At 66.2% G+C, this 19,849-nt stretch carries 21 protein-coding genes; 6 read left to right on the forward strand and 15 right to left on the reverse strand.

Going from position 1 to position 19,849, the window contains the following annotated elements; genetic code table 11:
• Window positions 1-108 precede the first annotated feature (108 nt).
• The 8 genes from G579_RS15550 to gatC all read right to left on the reverse strand — a co-directional run bounded on the left by G579_RS15550 (window position 109) and on the right by gatC (window position 7,781).
• Window positions 109-522 (reverse strand): EF-hand domain-containing protein, encoded by a 414-nt coding sequence (locus G579_RS15550; RefSeq protein ID WP_051180778.1) that lies wholly within the window; start codon window positions 520-522, stop codon window positions 109-111.
• 122 nt (window positions 523-644) lie between these two features.
• Window positions 645-1,316, reverse strand: coding sequence for a response regulator (locus G579_RS0103080; RefSeq protein WP_028989012.1), 672 nt, complete (start codon window positions 1,314-1,316; stop codon window positions 645-647).
• Window positions 1,301-2,737, reverse strand: coding sequence for a sensor histidine kinase efflux regulator BaeS (gene baeS, locus G579_RS15555; RefSeq protein WP_051180779.1), 1,437 nt, complete (start codon window positions 2,735-2,737; stop codon window positions 1,301-1,303). The genes G579_RS0103080 and baeS overlap by 16 nt, the downstream gene beginning before the upstream one ends.
• Window positions 2,738-2,946: 209 nt before the next feature.
• Window positions 2,947-3,489: a DUF882 domain-containing protein gene (locus G579_RS0103090; protein WP_211218639.1), complete on the reverse strand. Its 543-nt coding sequence runs from the start codon at window positions 3,487-3,489 to the stop codon at window positions 2,947-2,949.
• A 38-nt stretch (window positions 3,490-3,527) separates the two neighbouring features.
• On the reverse strand, window positions 3,528-4,472 hold the full coding sequence (locus G579_RS15560) for a L,D-transpeptidase family protein (RefSeq protein ID WP_051180781.1): 945 nt from the start codon (window positions 4,470-4,472) through the stop codon (window positions 3,528-3,530).
• A gap of 36 nt (window positions 4,473-4,508) precedes the next feature.
• The gene (gene gatB, locus G579_RS0103100; RefSeq protein ID WP_028989014.1) at window positions 4,509-5,939 is read right to left on the reverse strand and encodes an Asp-tRNA(Asn)/Glu-tRNA(Gln) amidotransferase subunit GatB; all 1,431 of its coding nucleotides are present in this window, start codon (window positions 5,937-5,939) and stop codon (window positions 4,509-4,511) included.
• A gap of 18 nt (window positions 5,940-5,957) precedes the next feature.
• Window positions 5,958-7,427 (reverse strand): Asp-tRNA(Asn)/Glu-tRNA(Gln) amidotransferase subunit GatA, encoded by a 1,470-nt coding sequence (gene gatA, locus G579_RS0103105; RefSeq protein WP_028989015.1) that lies wholly within the window; start codon window positions 7,425-7,427, stop codon window positions 5,958-5,960.
• Window positions 7,428-7,493: 66 nt separating this feature from the next.
• Window positions 7,494-7,781, reverse strand: coding sequence for an Asp-tRNA(Asn)/Glu-tRNA(Gln) amidotransferase subunit GatC (gatC, locus tag G579_RS0103110; RefSeq protein ID WP_028989016.1), 288 nt, complete (start codon window positions 7,779-7,781; stop codon window positions 7,494-7,496).
• A gap of 215 nt (window positions 7,782-7,996) precedes the next feature.
• Here gatC and G579_RS0103115 point away from each other — a divergent pair, with 215 nt between their 5' ends.
• Complete coding sequence (locus G579_RS0103115; RefSeq protein WP_028989017.1) at window positions 7,997-8,734, forward strand: porin family protein; 738 nt, start codon at window positions 7,997-7,999, stop codon at window positions 8,732-8,734.
• 59 nt (window positions 8,735-8,793) lie between these two features.
• The gene (locus tag G579_RS0103120; protein WP_028989018.1) at window positions 8,794-9,090 is read left to right on the forward strand and encodes a hypothetical protein; all 297 of its coding nucleotides are present in this window, start codon (window positions 8,794-8,796) and stop codon (window positions 9,088-9,090) included.
• Window positions 9,091-9,131: 41 nt separating this feature from the next.
• On the opposite strand, the gene G579_RS15565 is transcribed toward G579_RS0103120, so the two are convergent.
• The 5 genes from G579_RS15565 to G579_RS0103145 all read right to left on the reverse strand — a co-directional run bounded on the left by G579_RS15565 (window position 9,132) and on the right by G579_RS0103145 (window position 12,231).
• Window positions 9,132-10,103 carry a PA2778 family cysteine peptidase gene (locus G579_RS15565; RefSeq protein ID WP_051180782.1) on the reverse strand — a complete coding sequence of 324 codons (972 nt, stop codon included), beginning with the start codon at window positions 10,101-10,103 and terminating at the stop codon, window positions 9,132-9,134.
• A gap of 110 nt (window positions 10,104-10,213) precedes the next feature.
• Complete coding sequence (locus tag G579_RS0103130) at window positions 10,214-10,627, reverse strand: PA2779 family protein (RefSeq protein ID WP_211218640.1); 414 nt, start codon at window positions 10,625-10,627, stop codon at window positions 10,214-10,216.
• Between the two features lie 69 nt (window positions 10,628-10,696).
• Window positions 10,697-11,122: a protoporphyrinogen oxidase HemJ gene (gene hemJ / locus G579_RS0103135; RefSeq protein ID WP_028989020.1), complete on the reverse strand. Its 426-nt coding sequence runs from the start codon at window positions 11,120-11,122 to the stop codon at window positions 10,697-10,699.
• Between the two features lie 76 nt (window positions 11,123-11,198).
• Window positions 11,199-11,705 (reverse strand): DinB family protein, encoded by a 507-nt coding sequence (locus tag G579_RS0103140; RefSeq protein ID WP_038017841.1) that lies wholly within the window; start codon window positions 11,703-11,705, stop codon window positions 11,199-11,201.
• Between the two features lie 4 nt (window positions 11,706-11,709).
• Complete coding sequence (locus G579_RS0103145; RefSeq protein ID WP_028989022.1) at window positions 11,710-12,231, reverse strand: TlpA disulfide reductase family protein; 522 nt, start codon at window positions 12,229-12,231, stop codon at window positions 11,710-11,712.
• A 218-nt stretch (window positions 12,232-12,449) separates the two neighbouring features.
• On the opposite strand from G579_RS0103145, the gene G579_RS0103150 reads away from it, so the two are divergent.
• Complete coding sequence (locus G579_RS0103150; RefSeq protein ID WP_028989023.1) at window positions 12,450-14,189, forward strand: potassium/proton antiporter; 1,740 nt, start codon at window positions 12,450-12,452, stop codon at window positions 14,187-14,189.
• 114 nt (window positions 14,190-14,303) lie between these two features.
• Here the strand turns inward: G579_RS0103150 and rdgB are convergent, their stop codons facing one another.
• Both rdgB and rph read right to left on the reverse strand, forming a co-directional pair.
• Window positions 14,304-14,897, reverse strand: a complete 594-nt coding sequence (gene rdgB / locus G579_RS0103160; RefSeq protein ID WP_028989024.1) for an RdgB/HAM1 family non-canonical purine NTP pyrophosphatase — start codon at window positions 14,895-14,897, stop codon at window positions 14,304-14,306.
• 3 nt (window positions 14,898-14,900) lie between these two features.
• Window positions 14,901-15,620 carry a ribonuclease PH gene (gene rph, locus G579_RS0103165; protein WP_028989025.1) on the reverse strand — a complete coding sequence of 240 codons (720 nt, stop codon included), beginning with the start codon at window positions 15,618-15,620 and terminating at the stop codon, window positions 14,901-14,903.
• 562 nt (window positions 15,621-16,182) lie between these two features.
• Between rph and G579_RS19145 the strand changes: the two genes are divergently transcribed.
• The 3 genes from G579_RS19145 (at window position 16,183) to G579_RS15570 (ending at window position 19,712) form a co-directional block, all read left to right on the forward strand.
• Window positions 16,183-16,830 (forward strand): ATP-binding protein, encoded by a 648-nt coding sequence (locus tag G579_RS19145; protein WP_162142963.1) that lies wholly within the window; start codon window positions 16,183-16,185, stop codon window positions 16,828-16,830.
• Window positions 16,827-17,420, forward strand: a complete 594-nt coding sequence (locus G579_RS0103175; protein WP_081662554.1) for a response regulator transcription factor — start codon at window positions 16,827-16,829, stop codon at window positions 17,418-17,420. The genes G579_RS19145 and G579_RS0103175 overlap by 4 nt, the downstream gene beginning before the upstream one ends.
• Window positions 17,421-17,759: 339 nt before the next feature.
• Window positions 17,760-19,712, forward strand: coding sequence for a response regulator (locus tag G579_RS15570; protein WP_051180783.1), 1,953 nt, complete (start codon window positions 17,760-17,762; stop codon window positions 19,710-19,712).
• The last annotated feature ends 137 nt before the right edge of the window (window positions 19,713-19,849 follow it).

Here is a 19,849-nt window from a genome sequence, read left to right on the forward strand (position 1 = left end):
CGCCCGGCGTGGCGTGTCCACGCCGCAGCCGCTCGTCCGGCAAATGCAAGCCCCGCCGCAGCCAAGCTGCGGCGGGGCTTGCTGTCATGCCCGGGCAGGGTCTGCTGGTCAACGATGCTGCGCCGCCGGACGCAGGGCGCGCAGCTCTTCGCGGGTGACCGCGCCGTCGCCGTTCCGATCGGCCTTGGCGAAGTGCGCCTGGCTGCGCGCCGCCAGCTCCTCCGGTGACAAGCGGCCATCATTGTTGGCATCCAGACGCTTGAATCGCTGCGCCAGGCGCTGCCGCATCCCGGCTTCCATCTCGTCCATGCTCACCTGGCCGTCGCGATTGCGGTCGAGCCGGGCGAAGTGTTCGGTCCGCGCCTGATTCGCCTCCTCCCGGGTGACCGTGCCATCCTTGTTGATGTCCATGTGGGCGAAGCCGCCGCGGTGATGGCCCGGACCGGACTCGCCGGGCGCCGCCAAGGCCGCGCTGCTCAGGAACGTGAGGGCCAGGGTAGAAAAGATAAGTTTCCGCTTCATTGCCATCTCCTTGTCGAGGCTGGTGCATGGGCCGTCTGGCGGCCCACGTGGACAGCTTATGCGCCGACTGTCGAGAAAGTGTGTGCGAATGGCGGAGAAACTGTGAAGATTGGGCGGGTGCGCTAGAGCTCCAGCTTGTAGCCGACGCCGTAAACCGAATGGATGAGCTCCCGCTCCGGACAGGCCTGGGCCAGCTTGCGGCGCAGATTCTTGATGTGGCTGTCCACGGTGCGGTCGGTCACCACACGGTGGTCGGTGTACAGCTTGTCCAGCAGCCGGTCGCGTGGAAAGACGCGCCCAGGCGCGGCGGCCAGTGCCCGGAGCAGCCGGAACTCCACCGGCGTGAGATCCAGCACTTGGCCGTGGAGCGTCGCCCGGTACTGGGCCTCGTCGATCACCAGCCCCAGCTCGTCCGCCGCCTTGCCCGCCGCACGCCGCGTCCGGCGCAGGATGGCCTTGACGTGAGCAACCACCTCCCGCGGGCTGAACGGCTTGCAGATGTAATCATCGGCGCCCAATTCCAGTCCGAGCAGGCGATCGATCTCTTCCACCCGCGCCGTGATCATGACGATGGGCACTTCGGTGAAAGCGCGCAGCTCCCGGCAGAGCTCCAGGCCATCGCGCCCTGGCAGCATCAGATCCAGCAGGATCAGGTCCGGCGTTGCGGCCTTCACCGCGGGCATCACCTCGCGACCATCCGCGAGCCAGCGCGTCTCGAAACCGGCGGCTGCGAGGTAGTCCGCGAGCAGCGCCGCCAGCTTGGGCTCGTCCTCGACGATCAGGATGCTCGCCATGCCGGCCTCGCCTCGGGCGGGTTGGGGACGGTCGACTGCGCCAGCAGCGGAAAGGCGACGGCGATCCACAGGCCGCCCAAGGGGGACGGCCGGGCGCGGATCTCGCCATCGTGGGCCTCCACGATGCGCTGGCTGATGGCGAGCCCGAGTCCCGCGCCGCCGCTGGCCCGGTTGCGCGAGCCCTCCATGCGGAAGAGCCGCTCGAAGAGGCGCGGCAGCAGTTCCGCCGGCACGCCCGGTGCCGAATCCTGGAAGTCGATGTGCACCCGGTCGGCGTCGCGCCGGCAACTGACCCGAAGGCGACCGCCCGGGTCCGTGTAACGCACGGTGTTCTCGAGGATGTTGTTGAACAGTTGCGCCAGTCGCTCCGGGTCACCCAGCACGCGCAGGGAGCCGGCGTCCGGCAGCGCGGTTTCCAGGGCGATCCGCCGTGCGGCCAGCCGCTCCCGGTACGCCTCCAAGGCGACCTGCAACAGGTGCGCGATGTCCACCGGCACCTTCCGGTAGTTCAAGGCGCCCATGTCCGCCAGCGAGAGCTGGTAGAGATCGTCGACGAGCTTGCTCAGGATCGCCACCTCGGCCTGCAGTGACTGGAGCGAGGCCGGCGTCAAGGCCCGCACGCCGTCCTCCAGCGCTTCCAGTTCGCCGCGCAGCACGGCCAGCGGGGTGCGCAGTTCGTGGGAGATGTCCGCCATGAAGCGCCTGCGCATCTGCTCGTTGCTTTCCAGCGTGTGCGCCAGGCGGTTGAAGTCTTCGGCCAGTTGGCCCAGCTCGTCGCGGGCGCCGACCGTTGCTCGCGCCGCATAATCGCCGGCCGCCAGCCGATGGGTCGCGCCCGTGATGCGCTTCAGCGGCGCCAGAAAGACACGGGCCAGCAGCACGGCCATGATCGCGGCGAGCAGGAGGGACAGGCCGGCGATGATCCAGGCGGCCCGCAGCTGCTGTTCCTGGAAATGCAGGTCGGCGGCACTGGTGAGCCGGCGGAAGGGCGCGGCCGCCAGCCACCCCACCGGGCGCCCGTCCACCAGGATGGGCCGCAGCACCGCATCCGCCACCGGCGGATGATGCCCGATCACCACCCGCCGCTCGGCGTCCAGCAGGGACAGGCGCGGGCTGAGCCGGACCGGTTCGGGCACGGACTGCGGGCCCGCCGGGCCGCGGGCAGCGTCCTCGGCGTGCTGGCGGAGCAGCCGGCGCCAGAGCCGGCGGTTGTCGCGCAGGAAATCCCAGCCGCCGTGCTCCCGATAGGTTTCCGCCAGCACCCGGGACAGGGCCTCCAGGCGCTGCGCCTGGAGGCCGTTGACGTAATCCAGGAAGCCTTGCTTGAAGCTGACGCGCACGGCCACGCCCATGGCGGCGGCCACGATGATGCTGAGGGCCAGCATGGCGAGGAAGAGCTTGGAGGTGATGCCGAGCCTCATGGTCTGCCGCCTTCCGGGGATGGAGCGGGCGCCGCCGCGGGTCCGCTATTATTGAATCATGTCCGCCTGGATCGGCAAGCCATTGCGCCGCTCGCCGCGCAATCTTCAAAGTTTCTGCACAGTTGGCCGCCATGCGGGCGGCACAAACGGCGAAAGCCGGGCTGACCCGGCTTTCGCTGACAACGGCATGCGGCTCGAGAGGCGCCGGTCTATCCCGCCCACTGGCGCACGCGGCCCACGTCCACGTGCACGAAGTTCGAGCCCGGATAGTAGCCTACCCCGCCCGACTTCAGCGACAGGGCCGCGTTGCGCACGTGGGCCAGCGACACGCCTTCCAAGCGGATGTCGATGGCCTTCGCCTCCATGTGCAGGCTGTGCTTGGCCACGCCGTTGCTGCGGCCGCGCAGGGCGGCATTGGTCGCCGGCGAGCGATAGCCGGAAATGATCTGGAAAGGCTTTTGCGTTTCCAGACGATTCCGCATCACGTACAGCAGGTCCAGCAGGCTGCGGTCCATGGCCTGCACTTCGTTGGCGCGGAAATCGCGCAGAATAAAGTCAATTTCCTTCAAGCCCTCGGGCAGGTAGTCGCCTTCGGCCCAATAAGCGGTCCTGACCGATTCGCCCGTGTGCGTATTGTAGAAAGACAGCGCCCGTTCTCCGGCCGGGCTCAGCAGCCCGGCCAGCGCGGGTGCGGGCAGGCCCAGGCCGGCCACGCCGGCCAGGCCAAGCTTGAGAAATTGACGTCGATTCAAAGCGTGAGCGGAATCTCCAAACAGCTTTCCGGTTCGCTTCATCCATGTGCCTCCGTTGCATTCGGAATAGGTGACGGCCCAAGCGGGTCCGGGCTGATCAGCACGGCTCGGCCCTGCTTTTTCAGAATCGCCTGGTTCACGCGATCCCAGTCCACTTGGTCCTGGAGTTGATACTGCCGGATCAACCGTGCCGCCTCCCGCGCCAGATTGATGCCCTTTTTATATACATCGCGATGCACTTCCAAAAAGACGCGCCCGTCGGGCAGGCGCGCCAGCAAGACGGGCTCGTAGATGAGCTGGCCCGTCGTTCCTCTTTCCACCCAGCCAAAGAGGTCCGCGATGTCGTCGTTGTGCAGGCGAATGCAACCGTGGCTGGAAAATGTATAAACCGTCAATGGGGCGATAGTCCCATGCAGGCCATAGCCGGGTCGGTTCAGCCCGATCCAGTACGCGCCCAGGGGATTGTCCGGTCCCGGCGGCACCTTGGTCTTCACCACCTTGCCTTCCCGACGCATCTCCTCCTGGATGGACTTGGGCACGTCCCAGGTGGGATTTTCCTCTTTCACGACCACCCGGAACGGGCCGGTGGGTGTCTGCCAATCGGGCTTGCCCAGGCCCACGGGATAGCCGGCCACCGCCTCGCCGTCCTGCAGGACGAAGACCATGCGCTGGGGGATATTGATAATGATAGTCGCGGAACGCAGCGGCACAATGTGCCGGTTGTCGATCAGCAGCTCGGTGCCGGGCTTGAGCTTGGCATCGGTCTTCAGGCCGTTGTCCCTGGCCAGCACCGAAGGCGCCAAGCCGAAGCGGGCACCCAGGCTGCTCAGGCTGTCGCCGCGCTCGACGCGATGGATCTGCACGTCGCCGAGCAGTTGATGATAGGGGCCGGGAGCCGGCAGGACCTGGGCCGTGGCCAGGCCGCCGGCCATGAGATACAGCAGGCCGGCGACGAAAAGACGAAGGTGGACCGCGCGCTTCAAACCGGAATCAACCTCAAGCCATGCTTGTGAAGCGGGCTAGCCCGCCAGCTTGCGCCGCAGCAGTTCATTGACCTGCGCCGGATTGGCCTTGCCCTGGGTGGCCTTCATCGCCTGGCCCACGAAAAAGCCGAAGAGCTTGTCCTTGCCGGCCCGATAATCGGCCAGTTGCTGCGGATTGGCCGCCAGGATTTCGTCGATGATCGCCTCCAGCGCGCCGGCGTCGGTGATCTGCTTGAGGCCGCGCGCTTCGATGATGGCATCGGCCGTGCCGCCCTCGGTGAAGAGGATCTCGAACACGTCCTTGGCGATCTTGCCGGAGATGGTGTTGTCGGTGATGCGCGCCAGCAGGCCGCCCAGCTGTTCGGCGGATACAGGGCTTTGCTCGATTTCGAGGCCGGCCTTGTTGAGCGCGCCCAGCAGCTCCACCATGATCCAGTTGGCGGCCAGCTTGGCGTCCGTCTGTGAGGCCACCGCCTCGAAGTAGTCCGCCAGCGCCCGGCTGGCGGTAAGCACGCCGGCGTCGTAGGCGGGCAGCTTGTACTGCGCCATGAAGCGGGCGCGCTTGGCGTCCGGCAGTTCCGGCAGCTTCTCCCGCGCCGCCTCGATCTGGGCGTCGGTCAAGATCAACGGCAGGAGATCCGGGTCCGGGAAGTAGCGGTAATCGTTGGCCTCCTCCTTGCTGCGCATGGAGCGGGTCTCGTTCTTGTTGGCGTCGAAGAGGCGCGTTTCCTGGACCACCGTTCCGCCGGACTCCAGGATGTCGATCTGCCGTTCCATCTCGAACTCGATGGCCTTTTCCAGAAAGCGGAAGGAGTTGAGGTTCTTGATCTCGGCGCGGGTGCCGAAGCGGCTCTCGCCCTTGCGGCGCATGGACACGTTGGCGTCGCAGCGGAAGGAGCCCTCCTGCATGTTGCCGTCGCAGATGTCCAGATAGCGCACCAGGGCATGCAGCTTCTTGAGGTAGGCCACCGCCTCGGCGGGCGAGCGCATGTCCGGCTCGGACACGATTTCCAGCAGCGGCGTGCCGGCGCGGTTGAGATCAATGCCCGATTCGCCCACGAAGCCCTCGTGCAGGGACTTGCCGGCGTCCTCCTCCAGATGGGCGCGCGTGATGCCCACGGTTTTCTCGCTGCCGTCGGGCAACTGCACCAGCAGCTCGCCGCGTCCGACGACGGGCAGCTCGTACTGGCTGATCTGGTAGCCCTTGGGCAGGTCGGGATAGAAGTAGTTCTTGCGCGCGAAAACGCTCTCCCGATTGAGCTGGGCGTTGATGGCCAGCCCGAACATGATGGCCTTTTCCACCGCGGCCGCGTTCAGCACCGGCAGGCTGCCGGGCATGGCCAGGCAGACCGGGCAGGTCTGGGTATTGGGCGCGGCGCCGTAGCGGGTGGCGCAACCGCAGAAGATCTTGGTCTTCGTGTTGAGCTGGGCGTGAACCTCGAGCCCGATGACGACTTCCCATTCCATAATCGAATTCGCCTTTTGTTAAACGCCTGCCGGGGCCTTGCGATGCCAGTCCGTCGCCTGCTGGTACTGGTGCGCCACGTTCAGCAGCCGCGCTTCCTCGAAGTAGTTGCCCATGAGCTGCAGGCCCACCGGCAGGCCGGCCTGGGTGAAGCCGCAGGGGATGCTCATGGCGGGGATGCCGGCCAGGTTCACGGCGATGGTGTAGATGTCGGCCAGGTACATGGACACCGGATCCGCGGTCTTCTCGCCGAGGCGGAAGGCCGCCGACGGCGTGGTGGGACCGGCGATGACGTCCACCTCGTGGAAAGCGTTGAGGAAGTCCTGGCGGATCAGGGCGCGCACCTGCTGGGCCTTGCGGTAGTAGGCGTCGTAGTAGCCCGCCGACAGCACGTAGGTGCCGATCAGGATGCGGCGCTGCACCTCGGCGCCGAAACCCGCGGCGCGGGAACGCTTGTAGAGATCGATGAGATCCTTGGGGTTCTCGGCGCGGTGGGTGTAGCGCACGCCGTCGAAGCGCGCCAGATTGCTGGAAGCCTCGGCCGGGGCCAGCACGTAGTAGGTGCTCACCGCATGGGGGTTGTTGGGCAGGTGCACGGATTTCACCGTGGCGCCGAGCTTCTCCAGCTGCCCGATGGCCTCCTGCACCAGCGCGCCCACCTCGGGATCGAGGCCGGCGCCGAAGAACTCCTCGGGCACGCCCACGCGCAGGCCCTGCAGCGGCTGGTTCAGCTGCGCCGTGAAATCAGGCCGTTCGGCGGGGCTGCTGGTGGAGTCCTTGTCGTCGAAGCCGGCCATGGCGTTGAGCAGCAGGGCGCAGTCTGCCGCCGTGCGCGCCATGGGGCCGCCCTGATCGAGACTGGAAGCAAAAGCGATCATGCCGTAGCGGGACACCCGCCCATAGGTGGGCTTCAGGCCCGTGATGCCGCACATGGCCGCCGGCTGGCGGATGGAGCCCCCGGTGTCCGTGCCGGTGGCCGCCGGCGCCAGCCGCGCCGCCACGGCGGCGGCCGAGCCGCCCGAGGAGCCGCCGGGGATGCGCTCGGCATCCCAGGGATTCTTCACCGGCCCGAAGTGGCTGGTCTCGTTGCTGGAGCCCATGGCGAACTCGTCCATGTTGAGCTTGCCCAGCATCACCGTGCCCGCCGCCTTCAGGCGGCCGACCACGGTGGCGTCGTAGGGCGATACGAAGTCCGCCAGCATGCGCGAGGCGCAGGTGGTGCGCACGCCCTCGGTGCAGAAGATGTCCTTGTGGGCGATGGGCACGCCCAGCAGCGGGCTCGACTCGCCTGCGGCGCGGCGGGTGTCGGCGGCCTGCGCGGCCTGCCGGGCCGTCTCGGCGGTCACGGTGATGTAGGCGTTCAGGCCGGGGTTGACGGCGTCGATGCGGGCCAGCAAGGCATCGGTCAGCTCGCGCGAGGAAAAGCGCCGCTCGGCCAGGCCGGCGGCCATCTCCGTCAGCGTCAATGCGGTCAGATCTGTGGCGGACAAAGGATCATCCTTGGCTTCGCGAAGTGGGCTGGGTACTGCGTACGGGAAAGCGGAGGATCGCGCGGACTACTCGATCACTTTGGGTACCAGGTAGAGGCCGGCCGCCTGGTTGGGGGCCGTGGCCATGAGCTTCTCCCGCTCATCGGCGTTGGTGACCTCGTCGGGCCGCAGGCGTTGGCTGAGGTCCAGCGGATGCGCCATGGGCGACACGCCCTCCGTGTGGATGGCCTGCATCTCGGCGATCATGCCCAGGATGCTTTCCAGCTGGGCAGTCATCGCCGCCACGTCCGCGGGCGCCAGTTCCAGCCGGGCCAGGTGGGCAACGTGTTCGACGGTCTTCTGATCCAGGGACATGGCAGCTCCAACCGGTTGTTTGCAAAAAATCCTCCCAATGATACCGGTTGGAACGCGCCAATGCCAGACCGGGCGGCCTCCCGGCGGCGCCAGGCGCTCCCTTGGTCAAATCGCGTCTTTGTCCTATCTTCCCGGATGCGGTATAAAACCGTTGCACTGTGCGGCCGGTCTCCGGCGAAGGCACGATCGATTCACCTAACCAGAAGGTAGTTTGCATGCGTTATCACGGCATTACTTTGGGCATGATCCTGGCTGCTCTGGCGGCGCCGGCGAGCGCGCTGGATTTCCAGCCGTCGCTGGGCGTGGAGCAGGCCAACATCTCCGGCACGGTGCAGACCGATGCCGAAACCACGGTGGACCTGAAATCGGATCTGGGCCTGGACAAGAGCAATCCGGTCGTTGCCGGCTTCCGCATCGGGGCGGGCAAGCATAGCTTCAGCTTCCGCTACGTGCCCTACAGCTTCTCCGGGGATTCCACCATCAGCCGCAGCATCACTTTCAACGGCCGCACCTTCGGAGTGAACGAGCGGCTGCATTCGGAAGTGGACCTGAAGGAGTACGCGGCGGACTACCGCTACAAGCTGCTGCGCACGCCCGTGGCCTATGCCAGCCTGGGGTTGGGCCTGAACGTCTTTGATGCCCGCATCGACATCCGCAGCCAGTCGGGCCTCAACAACGCCCAGGAGGAGTTGACCGCGCCCATTCCGACGCTTGGCGCTTCCGCCGGCGTGAGCCTGCCGCTGACCGGCCTGTCGGTGAACGGCGATCTCTCCGGCATCGGCTACGGCGGCAATCGCTACATCAATGCCGACGCCAACGTGGACTACAGCCCTCTGCCCTTCGTCGGCATCAAGGCGGGCTACCGTTACCGTGAACTCAAGTTCGACGTGAGCGACACCAAGGCGGACATCCGGCTCAAGGGCCCCTATGTAGCCGCCTACGTTGGCTTTTAGTATGCTAGGGCGTTAGCGCGGTCTGGCCGCGTCGACATTCCTAGAGGAGAGCAAGACCGATGGATAAAGCCGCTTTGAATCAACGCTGCGTGACCCTGTTTCAGAACCCGCGGGTGAAGCTGCGCCTGTGGAACCCGCGCATGTTCTGGAAGGTGGAGGACAAGCTGAGCGCCAAGCCGGAGAGCTGGTCCGAGCCCAAGGTGGACCTGTGCGAACTGGAGGTGCTGCTGAGCGCCGCCGCTTACGAGCCTTCCCAGTGCGCCGAGAAGGTGAACCAGCAGGAGCCCGGCCGCGCCGACTTCATCGCCCGCCAGGCACGCGGCGGGATGCGGCCGCTGCTGAAGGGCGCTGCCTGAATCCAGGCACCCGCAAGAAACCGGGCCGCTGGTCCGGTTTTTTATTGTCCGGCGTCGGGGTGAAAAGTGGCCAGGGCGGTGCGCACGGCCGCGAGAGTGTCCCGGAAAGCGGGATTTCCGGCATCCAGCTCCACCGCCTTCTGGGCATGGGGCAGGGCATCGGACGGCTTCTTCAGGTCGAGCAGGGTTTGTGCCAGGTTGTTGTGGAGCACGGCGCTGTCGGGATGCTTGGCCAAGCCGTCCCAGAAGGCCTGCACCGCGCCCGGCCGGTCGCCGTCCGCATAGCGGCTGTTGCCGAGGCCGAGGGCCGCTCCCAGACTGTCCGGCCAGCGCTTCAACGCCGTTTCGTAGGCCTGGGCTGCGGCGGCCCAGCGGCGTGCCTTTTCAAGGCCCAAGGCCGCGGTCAGAAAGGGCTCCTGCTGCGCGGTGGCCGGCAAGGCGGTGGGCGGCAGCACCAGCAGCCCCCAGCGTCCGCCGCGCGCCCAGGTGCGCTCGAACACGCGCAGGGGCATCAGCTGTCTGGCCTCGCGGCCCGAGCGCAGGATCAGATCGCCCGACCCCAGGTCGTAGCCGACCACCACGGCGTAGTGCCAGCGCGGATACCAGTTGAAGGCGAGATTCTGCAGGATGATGACAGGATGCCCGGCCGCCATCTCGCGCAGCAGATCCTCCAGATCCGGGCGGATTACATAGGCCAGCGCCCCATGGCGGCGGGCGGCACCGATGAGATCCATCTGCAGGCTGCCGGCGCGGCCCGGCGTGTAGACTTCGTTCAGCAGGGCTTCCGGCGTCAGGCCGGCGCCGGGCAGATAATTCATGGCCATGGCCAGGCTGGCGGGGCCGCACTGGAGCGCTTCCTGGGGGAAGAAGGGCACCTGCGTGAGCTCCTGGCGCGGCGGCAGGCCGCCCATGGACGCCGGCCCGCCCAGCAGACGGTCGCTCTGGGGCGTGCTGGCGCAACCGACCAGGGACAGTACGGCAACCAGCAGAAACAGGGACCACAGACGGCCCATGGATGGTCCTTTCAAGGCTGGATGGGGGCAAGACCGGGCAGGGAGAGGAAGCCCTCTCCCTGCGCGACGGACTACTCTTTCTATCTTTCCGGCAAGCGGGCGGGCCCGGCTTAGCGGCGATGATAGACGAAGGGGAAGACGTGGGTGAGGCCGAGGATATCGGTGATCAGCAGCACGACGAAGATCAGGATCAGCGCGCCGACCACGGCACCCACGCCATCGCCGCCGGCGGGCAGCATGTCGAGCTTGCCGGCGATCTTGCTCACCTCGGCGTCGCTGAGGGCATCCACGCGGGCCAGGGCCTCGGTGGGCTTGACGCCTTGGCGCTCCAGTTCGGCCTGCACGTCCTGGCGCTCCAGGAAATTGCGGACGCGCTCACGGTCGGCGCTGTTGGTGTACTGGTTGATCACGCTGTCGGTGCCGACCATGCTGGCCTGCGCCGGGCTGACCGGCAGGCTGAGACCGAGCGTGGCGGCAATCAGCAGGGTACTGATGGGTTTGGCGAGGCGCGGCATGATGTGCATGGAAATCTCCTTGTGCGGAAATGTTTGTTTTAATTGCGCAAAGACCGACAGCGGGCCGTGCGGGCCGACTCAAAATGGTTTTACCACAACCAGAATCACCACGGCAATGAGTATAAAGACGGGGAATTCGTTGATCCAGCGGTAGAAGACGTGGGAGCGGGTGTTGCGGTCGTCGCGGAAGACCTTGACCAGATGCCCCAGGTAGAAATGATAGGCGATCAGCACCGCCACCAGCGCCAGCTTGGCGTGCAGCCAGCCGTCGCTCCGGTAGGCCTGCCAAGCGTAGCCGAACAGCAGCCACAGCCCGAGCCCCAGCGCCACCCACATGCTCGGATTGGTGATGCCGCGCCAGAGCTTGCGCTCCATGACCTTGTAGGTGTCCCGACAGGCGGCGTCGGTACTCATGGCGTGATAGACGAAGAGGCGCGGCAGATAGAAGAGCCCGGCGAACCAGGTGACCACGGCAATGAGGTGGAAGGCCTTGACCCAGAGCATGGTTCTTTTCCTTGTGGTGAATCGTGATTCATGAAAAGTGAGGCGCGAAACGGCGCACCCCCCCACATCTACCGCTTCAGCGTTCGCGCAAATAATACACGTAGTCCATTTCCGGCGCCGCTGCGCCCAATTGGGTCAGCAGCGTGCTGGCTTGGCCGCGGTGGTGGGCGGCGTGGTTGAAGAGATGGAAGAGGAGTTCGGCGACCTGGCCCGCCTGCGGCGTGCCGTCGAGGCGGACATAGCGGCAGGTGTCCTGAAAGCGGGCTTCGGGCTGCGTCGCCAGCCAGCGGGCCATATCGGCGAATTCGGCAGCCAGGGCCGCGCGCAGTTCGCCACGGCTGCCGGTGAGCGTGTCATGAAAGCTGAATGCGCTTGCCGGCCGCCCCTCCAGCCGCGCCCGCCACAGCCGGGTGACCAGCAGAATGTGATCCAGGGTGTGGTGCAAGCTGCCGAAGAAGGCGCCGCGCGGCGCGTGCCAATCGGCCTCGCTCAGCGCCGCCGCCGCTGCGAACAGGCGCTCGTGGGCCCACTGCTGGTAGCATGCCAGGTCAGCGAAATGGGCCTGCCATGTCGATGCCGGCATAATCTCAGCCTTGGGCCAGCAGGGAGCGGATCTTGGCGGCCATGGCCTCGCGACTGATGACGCCGAGCTTGCGTTCGACGATGCGGCCCTGGGCATCGATCAGGAAGGAGGTGGGCACCAGGTTGACGCCACCGAAGCCTTCGGCCGCCTTGCCTTCGGTATCGAGGGCGATGACATAGGGCATGCCCATCTGCGCGACCATGTTGCGCACCCGCTGCGGGTCGTCGTATTTCATGGTCATGCCCACGACGGCGAAGCCCTGGGGGCCGAATTCCTGATGCAGCTTGATGAGATCGGGAATTTCCTCCACGCAGCCGGGACAGTCGGTGGCCCAGAAATTCACCAGCACGGGCTTGCCGCGATAGGCCGCCAAGTCGAAGCGGCCGCCGTCGAGGGTCGGCGTGCTCACGGGCGGCGCCTTGGCGGCGAAGATCTGCCCGCCCTGCGGGGACAGCCACAGGAAGGCGGCCACGGCGATGATCACCAGCACCACGAGGCCGCCCACGATTTCTTTCATCTTGCCCATCAGTTTTCACCTGCTGTCGCGCAAACGCGCCGTCACGTTTCCTTAACTCAACAAAGATACTATTTCCCGATCGCGGCAGGCACAAGCGCGCCATCGGTCGCCAACCGCTCGCGGATGGAATTGGCGCCGACGTGCCGGTTACGTTATGTTAAGCAGCAACAATCCTGCCAATCACTGGCTGCCATTATAAGGGCAACGCCCCGCACTGACACAATCGAATGGATCTTTCCAACCAGCTCATCCTTGCCGCCGGCCTGCTGCTGCTGATCAGCGTGCTGAGCAGCGCCGTGTCGTCGCGCCTGGGCGCGCCGCTGCTGTTGGTCTTTTTGGTGGTGGGCATGCTGGCGGGCGTGGATGGCATCGGCGGCATCCGCTTCGATGACTACCAGGGCACGCACCTGGTGGGCAGCCTTGCCCTGGCGGTGATTCTCTTCGACGGCGGCCTGCACACGCACAAGGGGATTTTCCGGGTCGGCCTGCGCCCGGCGCTGACCCTGGCGACCTTGGGCGTGCTCATCACCGCCGGGGCGACCGGCCTCTTCGCCGCCTGGCTGCTGGATCTCGGTTGGCTGGAGGGCTTGCTGCTCGGCGCCATCATCAGTTCCACCGATGCCGCCGCCGTCTTTTCCCTGCTGCGCTCCCATGGCATTGCGATAAAGGAGCGGGTCGGCGCCACCCTGGAGATCGAATCGGGCACCAACGACCCGATGGCCGTCTTTCTCACCATCGCCTTGGTGGAAATGCTGGCGGCCGGGCAGCGCTCCCTGGACTGGCACATCCTGGCCTTTTTCGTGCAGCAGATGGGCTTGGGCGGCCTCTTCGGCGTCGGCATGGGCTTCGCCATGCTTTACCTGCTCAACCGCTTCACTCTGAGCGCCAAGGGGCTTTATCCGCTGCTGGCCCTTGCCGGGGCCGTGATGACTTTCGGTCTGACCAGCAGCCTCGGCGGCAGCGGCTTCCTGGCGGTCTACCTGGCCGGCCTGATCCTGGGCAACCGGCCGTTGCAGATGAAGCAGGACATCAGCAATTTTCACGTGGGCCTGGCCTGGCTGGCACAGATCGTCATGTTCCTGACCCTGGGGCTGCTGTCCGCGCCCAGCGATCTCGTCGACGTGGCCCCCCAAGGTCTCTTGATCGCATTGGTGCTGATGCTGATCGCCCGCCCCCTGGCCGTCTACGTGGGCCTGCAGCCGTTCCGCTTCCCGTGGCGGGAACAGGTTTTCATCGCCTGGGTCGGGCTGCGCGGCGCGGTGCCCATCATTCTCGCCATCTTCCCGCTGCTGGCGCAGTTGGAGCACGCCTATCTGATGTTCAACATCGCCTTTTTCGTGGTGTTGATATCCCTGCTCATCCAGGGCTGGACGGTGGCGCCGCTGGCGCGCTGGCTGCGACTGGAGGTGCCGCCCACCCACGGCCCGTTGCACCGGGTGGATCTGGGCTTTCTGGGCAATACCGATTACGAGCTGGCCGCCTACCGTCTGGAAGAGGACTGCCGTGCCCTGCAATACGCGCCCCTGCAGCTGCCGATGCCGAGCCAGGACAAGCCGGTGCTGGTGCTGCGCGGCAATCGGGTGATGCGTCTGCGCGAAGTGGACAAGCTGCTGCCCGGCGACATCCTTTACGTGCTGACCCGGGCCGCCGACCTGAGCGGCCTCAACCGTCTCTTCTCCAAGCCGCCGCTGGGCAGCGATGCCAAGCGGCAGCGCTTCTTCGGCGAGTTCGAGATCAACGGCGAGGCCCTCCTGGGCGACCTGGCCGCCCTGTACAGTCTGCCGGTGCCACCCGGCCAGGCGCAGACCAGCCTCTCGGACTTCATCTCCCGGGAGCTGCATACCCGGCCGGTGGTAGGCGACCAGATCGCCGTGGGGCCGGTGCGCCTGATCGTCAAGGAACTGGAGGGCAACGCCATCAAGCGGGTGGGATTGAAGCTGGTGGACAGGAGGGAGACGGTCGGCTAGCAGGCATTGCGCAATGCCGGGCCTCGGCCTGGGCTTCGCGGCTGCATGGGCGGCCGGCCTGTCGCCGAGGTCGTTGCCGCGGCATGCCAAGTCCGGTGCGCGACCGCGCTTGGCTCAGCCCTCGGCCCGCAGCCGCTCCAGCAGCGCCCTGACCGCCTGGCCGCGGTGACTGATGCGGTTTTTGAGCGCGGGCTCCAGTTCGGCGGCGCTGCAGCCGTATTGGGGAACGTAGAAGACGGGATCGTAGCCGAAGCCGCCGCTGCCCTGCGCCGCTTTCAGGATGCGGCCGGGCCAGCGGCCCTCGGTGATGAGGGGCGCGGGGTCTTCGGCGAAGCGCAGCAGGACGAGGCTGCAGTGGAAGTGGGCGCTGCGCTGGTCCACGGGGACTTCGGCCAGGGCTTCCAGCAGCTTGGCGATGTTGGCGGCGCTGTCGGCGCCGGGGCCGGCATAGCGGGCGGAGTGGAGGCCGGGCATGCCGTTGAGGGCGTCCACGCACAATCCGGAGTCGTCCGCCAAGGCCGGCAGGCCGGTGTGCTGGCTGGCGTGGCGGGCCTTGAGCAGCGCGTTTTCCACGAAGGTCAGGCCGGTTTCGGCGGCCTCGGGCACGCCGAAGTCGCTCTGCGGGCGCAGATGGTAGCCGAGGGGCGCCAGCAGGGGAGCGAGTTCCGCCACCTTGCCCTTGTTGTGGGTCGCCAGCACCAATTCCATGCGCTAGCTCATCCCCAGGGCGGCCCGTTGCTCGGCGATCAAAGTCTCGATGCCCTGGCGCGCCAGCTGGGTCATGGCCAGCATCTGCTCCATGCTGAAGGGTGCGCCTTCGGCGGTGCCCTGCAGCTCGATGAACTGGCCGGCGCCGGTCATGACCACGTTCATGTCGACTTCCGCCCGGCTGTCCTCGGCATAGTCGAGGTCGAGCACCGCCTGGCCATCGACCATGCCCACCGAGACCGCGGCCAGGAAGTCCTTGAGCGGCGACTGCTTGATCGCGCCGCGCTGGCGCAACACCATGAGCGCATCGGCCACGGCGACGAAGGCGCCGGTGATGCTGGTGGTGCGCGTGCCGCCGTCGGCCTGGAGCACGTCGCAGTCCACCCAGATGGTGCGCTCGCCCAAGGCCTGCAGGTTGATGACCGAGCGCAGGGAGCGGCCGATCAGTCGCTGGATTTCATGGGTGCGCCCGCCGATCCGGCCCTGGGCCGCCTCGCGCGCCACGCGCTCGCGGGTGGCGCGGGGCAGCATGCTGTACTCGGCCGTGAGCCAGCCCTGGCCCTTGCCGCGCAGGAACGGGGGGACCTTGTCTTCGACGCTGGCGGTACACAGCACCTGGGTATCGCCGCAGGAGATCAGCACGGAACCTTCCGCATGTTTGGTGAAGTGACGGGTAATCTTGATGTCGCGCAAGGCGTCAAAGGCTCGGCCGCTGGGTCGCATGCAATCCTCCTAGATCGGGAGGGGCATTCTACCCGCATCGCCGGGAATAGGGAAACCGGCGCGCCCGGGTCATGCGGGCACTTGCCTGGCCCGGCCGGCGCGAGCCGCTGCCCGCCGGCGCCGGATGGTTCAGTTGAAATTTTGCATTTGTCAATAGGCACTTGGTGGGAAGCGAAAGTGGTTCCGCGTGCCGCGATTTAAGCTAGAATGCTTTTTAAGTTGGCGCTGCTCCAGAGATTCAAGCCGAAGCCGAACGGCTGCAAGATTATTCCTGGCTGTCCTATTTCTCTTACAGTTTAACTTGGACTTTTTGGCTGGCTTTGGATGTGTCACGCCGCCGGGTATGCGCGTCAGGGCGTGTCGCGCCGGGTGCATCACCTGCGAAGCGGTCATGATACCCGCGGCAAGGGCGCGAGCGTGCCGTGACAAGAGCTCAGCTGCAAGCCACTGGCCTGCTTTGCCAGCATCCGGCAAATGGATTGCCATCACGAATCAGGGGATTGGCACGGTGAAACAACCTATGGACCGAGAGCGACCTGACTCAGACCGACAGGCATTGTGGGTGTCGCTTGCCGCTGTCTTGCACGATATCCGCAACCCGCTGCACAACACCACTTTGCTGGCCGAATCCCTGGGCGCCGAGGGGGTGGATCCTGCGCTGGTCCGGGATCAGATGCTGGAGCAGCTCGACCGCGTGCACTCGCGCATCAGCCGCGTCATGGCCCAAATGGCGGAGTTCGCTGGCGAGTCCCGGTGCCGGCCGGTGCGCCTGACCCAGATGGTCAGCGAAGCGGTTGCCCTGATCGAGCCCCAGGCCCGCGAGTTCGGCGTGTCCCTCGGCATGGATTGCACCGACCAGCTCATGGTCAAGGCCAACCCGAGTTTCCTGGCCCAGGCATTGGAGCACCTGATGCTGAATTGCCTGGAGATCCTGGCCGGCCAGCCCGAGGACAAGCCCCGGCGGCTGTGGGTATCGGCCAAGCGGGAGAAGTCGTTGGTCTGGTTGTCCGTGCAGGATTCCGGTCCTGGCCTGCCCCCGGAAATCCTGCACTCGCCCTTCGAGCCGCTGGCGGCGCCCCGCTCCCGGGGCATGGGCTTGGGGCTCGCCCTTGCCCACGCCCTGGCGCGCGCCGGCGGCGGCGAGCTGACGTTGCATTGCACCAATGAGATGGGCACCCATTTTCGTATCCGACTGGAAGGAATGCCATGACTATGAGACAGGTATTGCTCATCGAGGATGAGGCGGTCGCTGCACAGACCTTGTGTCAATCCATGCAGGCATTCAATATCGAATGCCGTTGGGTCACCGACGTGGACGAGGCGCGCCGCGCACTCAAGGAAAAAGTGTACGACGCGGTGGTCACCGACATCGTGCTGGGTCCGGGCAAGCCGGACGGCATCGACATGGTGCGCGAGGTGGAGCGGACCGGCATGGTCGCGCCGGTGGTGGTGATCACCTCCTTCGCCGATCTGGACCGGGTCAAGGATGCGCTGAACCACGGCGCTTCCTACCTGCTGGAGAAGCCGTTCCGCGCCACGGAGCTGAAGCGCGTGCTGGATCGCATCTGGGAGGAGCCGCGCGGCCTGGTCGGCCTGCGCGAACGGGCCCTGGCCCACGAGAATCTGACCGAGAAGGAGCGGGAGGTGGCCCGCTTGCTGCTGAAGGGCCTGTCCACTCAGGAGATGGCCCACGTGACCGGCAACAGCGAGAAGACGCTCAAGCAGCATATCAGCCGCATTTACGAGAAGTGCGGCGTGTCCAGCCGCGCCGAGTTCTTCCATTACATTTTCCCGACCTGAGCGCTTGGCCGAGGATTTCGGAGTTCGTTGCCCGCGTTGCCGCTCCAGGCGGCAATGCGGGGGCTGCCAGCGGCCAGCGCCGGATGGCCGGTTGCGCCTGACGGCAGCGAGAATGGCATCGCCCATGGGAGCTGCGGCTGCCCGGCAGATGCCGCATGTCTTTGCTATATTCAATAGTTTGAGCGGGCGGGCGCGCCCGCCCGCCCCGGTGCCGATGCACCGTGCCGCCGCGGAGCGGTCGCCGGGCCCGCGGAAAAGCCGCGCGCATCGCAGCCAGGCTCGGCTGCTTGCCGCCGCTTTCCATTTTCGTATTTTCCCGATGCTTGCAAGTACCACGTCATGAACAACCCACTGAAGGTTCTCCACCTCGAAGACAACCCCCTGGATGCCGACTTGGTCCACTGGACCCTGGCCGCGGAAGGACTGCCCAACACCATCACGCGCGTCGAGACGCGGGACGCCTTCGCCGCCGCCCTGGAGGAGGAAGAGTTCGATCTCATCCTGGCAGACTATACCCTGCCGGCTTTCGACGGCATCAGCGCCCTGGCGATCGCCCGGGAGCGGCGGGCGCACATCCCCTTCATCATTCTGAGCGGGGTCATGGGCGAAGAGGTGGCCATCGAGACCCTGAAAAGCGGTGCCACCGACTACGTGCTCAAGCAGCGCATGTCGCGTCTGGTGCCTTCGGTGCGCCGGGCGCTGCAGCAGACCCAGGAGCGCCTGCAGCGGCAGCTGCTGGAGGAGAAGCTGCGCCTGCTGGAGAAGTCGGTCGAGCACCTGAACGACATCGTGATGATCATCGAGGTCGATTCGCCGGAGCACGCCGGGCCGAAAGTGGTGTTCGTGAACGACGCCTGCATTCAGCGCACCGGCTATACCCCGGAGGAGATCATCGGCCAGGCGCCGCCGACCTTCGAGGGGCCCAGGACCGATCCCGCCGCGCTGGAGCGCATCCGCACCGCCATGGCCAGCTTCCAGCCGGTGCGTGAGGAGCTCCTGAACTACACCAAGGACGGGCAGGAGTTCTGGATCGAACTGGACATCGTGCCAGTGGCCAATGCCCAGGGTCGCTTCACCCATTGGGTATCCATCGGCCGCGACATCACCGAGCGCAAGCGGGCGGAGGAGACGCGCCTGCGTTTGCAGGAGCAGCTCTATCATTCCCAGAAGATGGAGAGCATCGGCCTGCTGGCGGGCGGCGTCGCCCACGATTTCAACAATCTGCTGACCAGCATCCTGAGCAGTGCCGAGCTGGCGCAGGAGAGCCTGCCGGAAGTCCACCCGGCGCGAGAGGACCTGAAGACCATCATCAAGGCGGCCCTGCGTGCCTCCGGCCTGACCAAGGAGCTGCTGGCCTATGCCGGCGGTGGCCGGCGCAGCTCGGAGGTGGTGAACATCAACCACCTGGTCACCGACATGCTGGCCATCCTGCGCTCGCAGATGCCCAAGTCCATTATCGTGCGCAAGGCGCTGCAGTCCGGTCTGCCGCCGGTGGAGGCGGACCCGGTGCAGATCCAGCAGGTCATCATGAATCTCTGCCTGAACGCCAGCGAGGCGATGAAGGACCATGGCGGCGTGCTGTCCATCACCACCGACCGGGTGATGCTGAACGAGGAGCAGACGCGCAAGTTCCGCAGCTTCAATCCGCCGGAGCCGGGTCTCTACGCCCTCTTCGAGGTCAGCGACACCGGTTCCGGCATGGATGCGGAAACGCAGAAGCGCATCTTCGAGCCCTTCTACTCGACCAAGACCCAGGGGCGCGGTCTGGGGCTGGCGGCGGTGCTGGGCATCATCAAAAGCCATCGCGGCGGCATCGAGGTGATGAGCGAGCCGGGCGAAGGCACGACGTTCACCGTCTACCTGCCGGCCACGGACAAGCCCTTCCCGGAGGAGATGGCCAAGCCCGCCGAAGTCGTGCACGGTCCGCATACCATTCTCTTCGTGGATGACGAGGAGATTCTGCGCGCCCTCGGCCAGCGCATCCTGGAACGCCTGGGCTACCGGGTCATCCTGGCGGCGGACGGCATCGAGGCGGTGCGCATCTTCCAGGAGCACATGGAGGAGATCGACCTGGTCATCCTGGATCTGTCCATGCCGCGCAAGGGTGGCGAGGATACCTACCACGAGATCTCCCAGATCCGCCCGGACATCAAGGTCATCCTGTGCAGCGGCTATGACGAATCCACGGCCAACGAGAAGATCGTGGGCGACAATCTGGTGGGCCTGATCCAAAAGCCGTTCGAGATGAACGTCTTCGCCCGCGCGGTGCATGCCGCCCTGGAGCAGCCTTAAGCTGCGCCTCCCTCCCCCTTTGGTCCGAATGGGGCCCGCGACGGGCCCCCGGCTCGGAACTCTCTCAGCCGCACGAAGCTCTCACAGGTTAAGGTCGTCCAAGGGCCTGCCGGTCGGTTGGGCGCAGCGTGCAGGAC

This window comes from Thermithiobacillus tepidarius DSM 3134 (assembly GCF_000423825.1).
GTDB lineage: Bacteria > Pseudomonadota > Gammaproteobacteria > Acidithiobacillales > Thermithiobacillaceae > Thermithiobacillus > Thermithiobacillus tepidarius.